At 31.5% G+C, this 7,227-nt stretch carries 9 protein-coding genes; all 9 read left to right on the top strand.

Annotated features, from left to right (window positions below; genetic code table 11):
- Positions 1 to 292: RNA-guided endonuclease TnpB family protein (locus LN736_RS18585; RefSeq protein WP_229982191.1), on the top strand; the 292-nt coding region annotated here is incomplete at its 5' end.
- A 957-nt stretch (positions 293 to 1,249) separates the two neighbouring features.
- Positions 1,250 to 1,489: a hypothetical protein gene (locus tag LN736_RS18580; protein WP_179977727.1), complete on the top strand. Its 240-nt coding sequence runs from the start codon at positions 1,250 to 1,252 to the stop codon at positions 1,487 to 1,489.
- A 179-nt stretch (positions 1,490 to 1,668) separates the two neighbouring features.
- Positions 1,669 to 1,965 carry a SpoVG family protein gene (locus tag LN736_RS18575; RefSeq protein WP_179977726.1) on the top strand — a complete coding sequence of 99 codons (297 nt, stop codon included), beginning with the start codon at positions 1,669 to 1,671 and terminating at the stop codon, positions 1,963 to 1,965.
- 163 nt (positions 1,966 to 2,128) lie between these two features.
- The gene (locus LN736_RS18570; RefSeq protein WP_150358845.1) at positions 2,129 to 2,488 is read left to right on the top strand and encodes a hypothetical protein; all 360 of its coding nucleotides are present in this window, start codon (positions 2,129 to 2,131) and stop codon (positions 2,486 to 2,488) included.
- Positions 2,489 to 2,502: 14 nt separating this feature from the next.
- Positions 2,503 to 3,564 carry a ParM/StbA family protein gene (locus LN736_RS18565; RefSeq protein WP_179977725.1) on the top strand — a complete coding sequence of 354 codons (1,062 nt, stop codon included), beginning with the start codon at positions 2,503 to 2,505 and terminating at the stop codon, positions 3,562 to 3,564.
- A 256-nt stretch (positions 3,565 to 3,820) separates the two neighbouring features.
- Positions 3,821 to 4,165 (top strand): hypothetical protein, encoded by a 345-nt coding sequence (locus LN736_RS18560; RefSeq protein WP_179977724.1) that lies wholly within the window; start codon positions 3,821 to 3,823, stop codon positions 4,163 to 4,165.
- 23 nt (positions 4,166 to 4,188) lie between these two features.
- Positions 4,189 to 4,791 (top strand): hypothetical protein, encoded by a 603-nt coding sequence (locus tag LN736_RS18555; protein ID WP_179977723.1) that lies wholly within the window; start codon positions 4,189 to 4,191, stop codon positions 4,789 to 4,791.
- 316 nt (positions 4,792 to 5,107) lie between these two features.
- A complete protein-coding gene (locus LN736_RS18550) occupies positions 5,108 to 6,067 on the top strand; it encodes a hypothetical protein (RefSeq protein ID WP_150358841.1) in 960 nt (319 codons plus the stop codon).
- Between the two features lie 301 nt (positions 6,068 to 6,368).
- A complete protein-coding gene (locus LN736_RS18545; protein ID WP_150358840.1) occupies positions 6,369 to 6,854 on the top strand; it encodes a hypothetical protein in 486 nt (161 codons plus the stop codon).
- Positions 6,855 to 7,227 lie beyond the last annotated feature (373 nt).

Genomic DNA, 7,227 nt, shown 5'->3' with positions numbered 1-7,227 from the left:
TGAGGACTTAAAAGTTAAAAATATGCAGCAGAATCACAGGCTGGCAAAGGCAATAAGCGAAGCAAGCTGGAGTGAATTCAGAAGAATGCTGGAATACAAAGCCGAGTGGTACGGCAGAAAAATAATAGTAGCACCCGGTAATTATGCAAGTAGTCAATTATGTTCAGTTTGTGGATATAAGAATAGAGAGGTGAAAAATCTGGCACTCAGGGAATGGATTTGCCCTAAATGCGGCACACACCATGACAGGGATATAAACGCCAGTAAAAATCTGCTGAAATTAGCCATATAATTTTGGTAATACGCTGAGGTTGGTTCGACCTTTAGAGCTTAGGTAAACTTGTTCCGTTAGGAATATTGGCTAAGAAGCCATCCACTTCTATAAGTGGTGGTAGTTCACTAATGATTATGATGATTATGGACAAGAATATGAGTTTATTGAAGGTGAAAATTTAAATAACATAGCAAAACCTGAATGTGACTGTGGAGAATATGAGATAAGTGATACATTTACTGTAAGAGGACATAAGATTAACAGTAATTGTGATACGTGGGGTACAGATTGTGGAGCTAAGGCTGAATCACTATATGTATTTTATTTACCTGAAAAAGGCAAGTATATATTTGTCAAAGAATGGTATTGGGAAATGTAACTGGTAAAAGTTATATATACAACGAAAAGATAAACCTAGAGATTTAACCCTTTTTTAAGTTTTATATGGCAAAAATCATAGAAAAGGTAGCTATTCATATGCTCCTTTTCTGTGATATACTTTATATGTAGTAGATAATTCCCTCTCATTAAAATACGTGGGAAGTCATTGGTTTTAACTAATGAGGGGGTGATCGAATGTGAATTATATAGATAAGATAATCCTGTCTATAACAATAGTGATAGGCTTATTTATAATATGTAATGGCAAACGATCAATCGAAGTGGATGTACAGATTGGTAATTTCCATATAAAAATAAATACTACAGATAAAAGAAAATAGACAGCTGCCACTGTCTATCTACTTAAATTAATTATCTACTATTTCTAAAAGTCAATGACTTCCTTATTCTTATTTATATTTATTATATCAAAAAATAAAAGAAATAAACATGGAGATGAAAAAATATGTTAAAATTTCTTATTATATTAAATATAATTATATGGTTTATAGTTATGATTATACTTATTGGCAAAGACTACAAATTGGATTATAAAAATTTCCACCTAAAAATTATAGTGAAGAGGTGAGTAGGATGCTTAAAACTTTCTATGACCCGGCAGTAGAGCAAAAAGGAATTGAAAAAGGACGCAAAGAAGGATTATTACAAGGATTGGAAAAATTGCTTGGGATTAAATTTTCTGATACGTCTTATATGTCCAGAATAAAAAAAATAGAAGATGAAGATACTTTAAATTTTTTATTTGAGGATGTGATTAAGAGTAACTCCATTGAAGAATTTAAAGAAAAATTGAAACAGAGAAAATTAAACTAGAAAATAAGATCTGCTTGTAATGGCAGGTCTTATTTTTTTAAAATTTTTTTCAAAAAAGTACCGAGAAAAATACCAAGAAATTACCCAAAGAATATATAAATTATGAAGCATAATTTATATGCCTTATATATGCTATTCTGTATAAGAACATAAAAGCTTATATAAGGAGTGGTAGAATTTTGGAAATATCAAATATTAGAATATCAAAATCGGGTTCTCTTTTAAAGGACAATCCCAATAACAGAATACTTGCTTATGTGGCAGTTACTCTGGACAATAGTATAAGACTAGATGATATAAGGATTGTTAATGGAGACAATGGGATTTTCCTTGGATTTCCAACCAGGCTAAGGAAAAATGGTTCAAGAAAAAATGTTGTATATCCTATTTCAAGGGAGGCAAGAGCAGCTATAACCAATGCTGTAATGTCAAAGTATAGGGGAGAAGATGTATCTGTAACAAGCCTAACTAAATAGGAAGTATATTTATGGGGCTTTCTTATAAAAGTCCCATAAATTTTTGTATACATAAACCGGTTTTGGCTTGTTTTGGTTAGATTTAAAACAGCAAGGCTGGTATAATATATGTATACGGATATTATGTTAAAGAGAAAAATATCTGTAGGAAGGTAAACATATCATGAAAACAGAATTATCGAAGAAGAATCAAGTCATTCTTGACAAGGCAATTCAAAGGACACACCTGTATTTGCAATCACATGGTACTACTAATTTTGAACAGTTCTATTTGAATTTTATAAGAGGGTTTTCAGGTTTGGTATTGATTGGAGATAAGAAATTTAAAGAAATTATAAATGAGCCGGATGATATTGAAATGGCAGATAATGCCCTTCAATATATACAAAACCTTAAAGAGGATCATCCAATTTATAATTATTTCAGGCAGTATATATCTTTTCCTAGTTTTATGCAGGAGGATATAATGCTAAATTCAATTCATATAATTTCAGAACTTTCAAAAAGAGAAAATATATTTTAAGAAGGAGGACATGTATGTATAAGATAGGATTGGATCTGGGATATAAATATACAAAGGGTGTAGCCGACAACGGAAAGAAAGTATGCTTTCCCTCGGTTATAGCTCAGGATAAATCTGCAGAAGTAGATGATGATATCAGAAAATTTTTTTCGAATCAGACTGGGAATAGTGGTATTGAAAATAACCTCTATATAACTATTTCAAATGGTAAGTACAAGGAGAAATTCAAAGTTGGTAATGCTGCAATAAATGAAAGAAATGTCAGATCAACTTTTCTGGATAATAAATGTAATAGTATAGAAAATAAAATATGTCTGGCAGCAGCATCTTCCATATTACTTCCTGAAAAAGAAGGAGATATATTTCTGGTATCAGGATTGCCAATTTCAAGCTTCAGCCAACAAAAAGACATATTTAAAAATATGCTTTTGAATTACGACCTGACCGTTGAAGTACCTAAATATAATATAAAAAAACATATAAAATTTCAACGAGTTGAACTTGTACCACAAGGCCTTGCAGCTATCTATGCAGCCGTATGGGAGAATATAAAAAAGTATTCCATTCCAGGAAGCTATATTGGGCTTATAGACTGGGGAGGAAAAACTGTAGATTATGCTGTCTTCAGAATAGATGATAATGGATTTCCACAATATGTACCTGAATTTTCAGGTACTATTGATGGGGGAATGTTTCAGATAGAAAATGATGTTAGTACTCTATTTAAAGAAAAATATGGTACTGAACTTATATACAGCAGCTTGCTTAGATTAATTGAAACCGGAAAGATATATTTTAACAGGCAGCAGCTTGATTTTTCCAGGGATATTGAAGATATCAAGAAAGACAGAGCAGAGAAGGTACTTAATGAAATTACTAAAAAGTGGACTGATATAATTGCATATTTCAATACTGTTTTTGCATCTGGTGGCGGCAGTATAGACATGTATGACTATTTGAAAGCTGTTTCCGAAGTATTAAAATTGGAGCTGGCCAAGGATTCTCAGATGGGAAATGCACTTGGATACCATAAAATTGCAGAGCTTGCTGAGGTCAAATCCAAAGCTGGACATTAATATGAATTGTAACGGCTGTAATTGCATGTAATCACAGCCGTTATTAATATACTTGAAATGAAAAATGTAACAAAATGATGTAACATATCTGTAATACCGGGATTTAAAGGATTCTACAGAGTTTAATTGATGAAAATGTAACGATATAAGTAAATTGTCTATAGTATTATGTAACAAAAAATATAAATTGGGTATCTGAACTTTGTATAATAAAGATTTTACTATGTAACATTTTCAGAAAAAAGGGGAGTTGGTGATGGATACAGGTGATGTTCTGATTAGTTTTAGAATAAAAAAAAGTCACGAGGATGATGAAATTAGAAAACTGTTTTCAGAATGTAAAACAAATAAAGAAAGAGCAGATTTAACTAAAAGTGCACTTAATTTCTATGTGCAAAATAAAGATAAAATTAATGATTTGAATGATATGAAGCAGGATATAAAAGAAATTCTTTCAGAAATAGATGAGTTAAAATCTTCAGGTATTGAAATAAAAATAAAAAACAATAATGATAAATCCAATTTAGATAATAAGGATAAAGAGTCCGAAGATGCCAGGGACAAGTGGTCAAGTGCGGTTGAAGACATGTTTAAGTTCTAATTTTACAGGGGGAGATATGAGTTATGAGCAAAGAGGAAAGGATTGAATATATAGATACTTTTTTTGAGTTAAATAGTGATGTTGAGACCAGGGAAATGATAGATATGATTAAATCACTGGAACGATTCAGAATGTTTTTATATAAAAATGCTGCTGAGCACGTGAAATTAGTGAGTTCTTTAACATTAAGTCCGGAATATGAAAAGAAATTTAGAGATGCTTTGAAAAATAACTGGACTTCAGAATATGATGGTATTCGTATAAAAATATATGTACCTGAAGTACCGCCAACTATATATATAAAGACCAGGAATGAGGCAGTAGGCTATTTTATGGAATTATGGAAAGCTAAAACCAGAAATGTTTTAAAAGGGTATGACATTCATTTTGAAAAGGTGTTTGTTTGGCTCAAATGCTATAACCCTGTAAGTTCTTACGATGTTGATAACAAATTTATAAAGCCTTTTTTGGATGGTATAAGACAGTCAGGAATTATAAAAGATGATAATTTTAAGATTGTAAAGTATGGAATGGAAGGATTACTTGACAGGGAAAATCCACATATGGAGCTGTATATATTTGGAGATGACAGTATTCCCGAGTTTATAAAAAAGGGTATTTTTTGATCCAAAAAAGGTATACAGAAATCACTTGAAAATCACTACCTAGGAATGCGGGTTTGCGGGCTCAAAAAGGTGTACAGAAATGACCTAAAAATTGCTAAGTGAAATATGTATATACAAAAAACACATGTAGCCGTTGAATTTACTGGTTTTCAAAAAACAAAAGTAGAGTGCTTTACGGCACTCAATTGATTTTTATCACCATCTTAAATTCAAGGCATTTTCAATATATAAAACAAAGCCAGATAAGGCAGAAAATAATGGAAAAAAATATATCATTTTTTATAAAAAACATGAAATGAATGAAAGGGAACTGGTTATGATTAGGATTCAAAAGCGGGATGAATATCTGCTTAAAAAGATAGGAGAATATGGAATTCTAAACAATAGAACAATAGATAAAATATATGGTGGTGCAGTTCAGTATCCTGTACGAAGGAGAAAAAAGCTGGCTGATGAAAAGTATATAGTTAAGAACAATAAATACTGTAGTCTTGGTGCAAACGGTAGAAGGTACCTTGAAGAAGAACTGGGAATGGAAAATATAAGAGAAGTAGCATCAGGAAAGTATATAAGAACACGTATCGGGAAGGTAGCTGAAATACTGATGGCTATTGAAAAGATGTATTATACATATCCCAGCTGGAAACTGAAGAATAGGGATATTGTAAGTGAGAGAAAGGACAAATACTACGGGGAAATAATAAGCAAAACAAGTGGTAAGTCCTATTTCATATATAACCTTGGAAAAATAGATAGTACAAAATATGTAAGCAGAGCTATAAGTTTGAAAAAAAGATATATACAGGAGGTAAGACAGGAAATAATGAACAAAGCCTCCAATGGGAAAATGGAACGTGTAATACTGCTGGCCGAAGATAAGACGGTAATGGCTCTATATAACGAAAGTTTGATGTCTTTGAATGTAAAGGAACAGCTTATAATTCCATGGCAGGAAGCAGGCTTCAATCTGATTGGAAAGATTGGGAGTGAAAACATAGAGGAGAAGGTTGTAAGATATCTCTATAAGGATTACGACGATCCTGATTGGGCCTATGCAGATTATACAACCAGTGATGGACAGGTTGTTGTACTGGTAACCAATGATGGAGAAAAAATAGTTAAGGTAAAGCAGAGTGAGATAATAAACCGCTACAATAGGACAAATAAGTTTAAGCTGATTGTTGTATGCCTTGAGAGCCAGTACGTAAAGTTTGAGAAGGAGTTCAAGGAGTTTAGTAATGTAAGGATAAGGACAGTACCGGACGGTATACTGTAGGGTTTTACTTATGCAACATGCATTAACCGTAAATTTTAAAAAATATAGGGAGGAACTGAAAATGTCAAAACGATATGGTTCAGTAAACAGTTATGAAAAAAAGTTTGTTACGAACCGAAAATTAAAAATCAACCTACTATTATAGTGGCATATATTTACGTGAATATTTTATATAATGATAAGTTTAACTAATCAAATTTATAAATTATATAAACTAATAATATTTTGAAGGAAATTTAAAACAAATATAGAATAATATACTTATGTTTCTATATATAAGAAAAATAAGGGGGTATGAAAAATGACAAGACATAAATTAAAAAAAGCATTATCGCTTTTACTTTTAACTACTGTTTTTTCGGTTACAACATTTAGTTCAGTTTCGGCTAGTAGTATAGTTAATTCAGAATCGGCAAAATTTGTACCTATGTTAGGTGGAGGTCCAAGCCCAAGTGCCGCATGGACTTACAGAACTTCCTATTATCATACTTTTACACATAATCAACTAAGAACATTAAATAACAAGTATCAATCTACAATAAGGTCGTCTACTTATGTTGCTGGACAATATGCATATAATGTCTCAGTTGTAGCTCTTGGTTTTATGGGTAAATCTGGTGCAGTTGCCGCTAGCTATATAAGTCTTTTTGGGCAAACCTATTTTTCTAAAATTCAAAGTAGTGCAAATGTAATAGCATCAGCTTATGGTAAGGGCGGAAGTGTTAGATTAAAAGTTATAGAGTATTACAGACCCGCTAGTGGTGAAAAAATGATAATTTTTGCATAAATTAAGGAGTTTATTAATGGATAAAACTAATAGAACAAATAGAACAAAAAGAATTATCGAACAAGTAGCATTTTCTTTTATTCCTTTTTTAGTGATTTTATATAAAGCTTATAATTTTGAGATAACTAAAAGTTCAATTATTTTCATTTTTACTTATATAATTTTAGTTATTCTCTTTATAATTTTTTATAATTCAATAAAGCGGTAGTTATTCTCTTTATAATCTATGGAAATCTTCTTAATTGAACAAAACTGAAAAACGCAATCTCCTTCTATAAGGGAAGGCTTAGGAGGGGTTAGTTTTTCCTACTCAGAAGGAGTAGACTGGTTCTCAATGTATTGTTCGATAATATCAATGGTGGCACCACCTGTA

Source organism: Clostridium aromativorans, from assembly GCF_020908015.1.
GTDB classification, from domain to species: domain Bacteria; phylum Bacillota; class Clostridia; order Clostridiales; family Clostridiaceae; genus Clostridium_B; species Clostridium_B aromativorans.
This window is presented reverse-complemented; position numbering and strand designations above follow the sequence as displayed.

Excerpts from the sequence above, each read along its gene's own strand:
- LN736_RS18580 (WP_179977727.1), top strand. The coding sequence starts at position 1,250 with ATGCTTAAAACTTTCTATGACCCGGCAGTAGAGCAAAAAGGAATTGAA.
- LN736_RS18570 (WP_150358845.1), top strand. The coding sequence starts at position 2,129 with ATGAAAACAGAATTATCGAAGAAGAATCAAGTCATTCTTGACAAGGCA.
- LN736_RS18565 (WP_179977725.1), top strand. The coding sequence starts at position 2,503 with ATGTATAAGATAGGATTGGATCTGGGATATAAATATACAAAGGGTGTA.
- LN736_RS18560 (WP_179977724.1), top strand. The coding sequence starts at position 3,821 with ATGGATACAGGTGATGTTCTGATTAGTTTTAGAATAAAAAAAAGTCAC.
- LN736_RS18555 (WP_179977723.1), top strand. The coding sequence starts at position 4,189 with ATGAGCAAAGAGGAAAGGATTGAATATATAGATACTTTTTTTGAGTTA.
- LN736_RS18550 (WP_150358841.1), top strand. The coding sequence starts at position 5,108 with ATGATTAGGATTCAAAAGCGGGATGAATATCTGCTTAAAAAGATAGGA.
- LN736_RS18545 (WP_150358840.1), top strand. The coding sequence starts at position 6,369 with ATGACAAGACATAAATTAAAAAAAGCATTATCGCTTTTACTTTTAACT.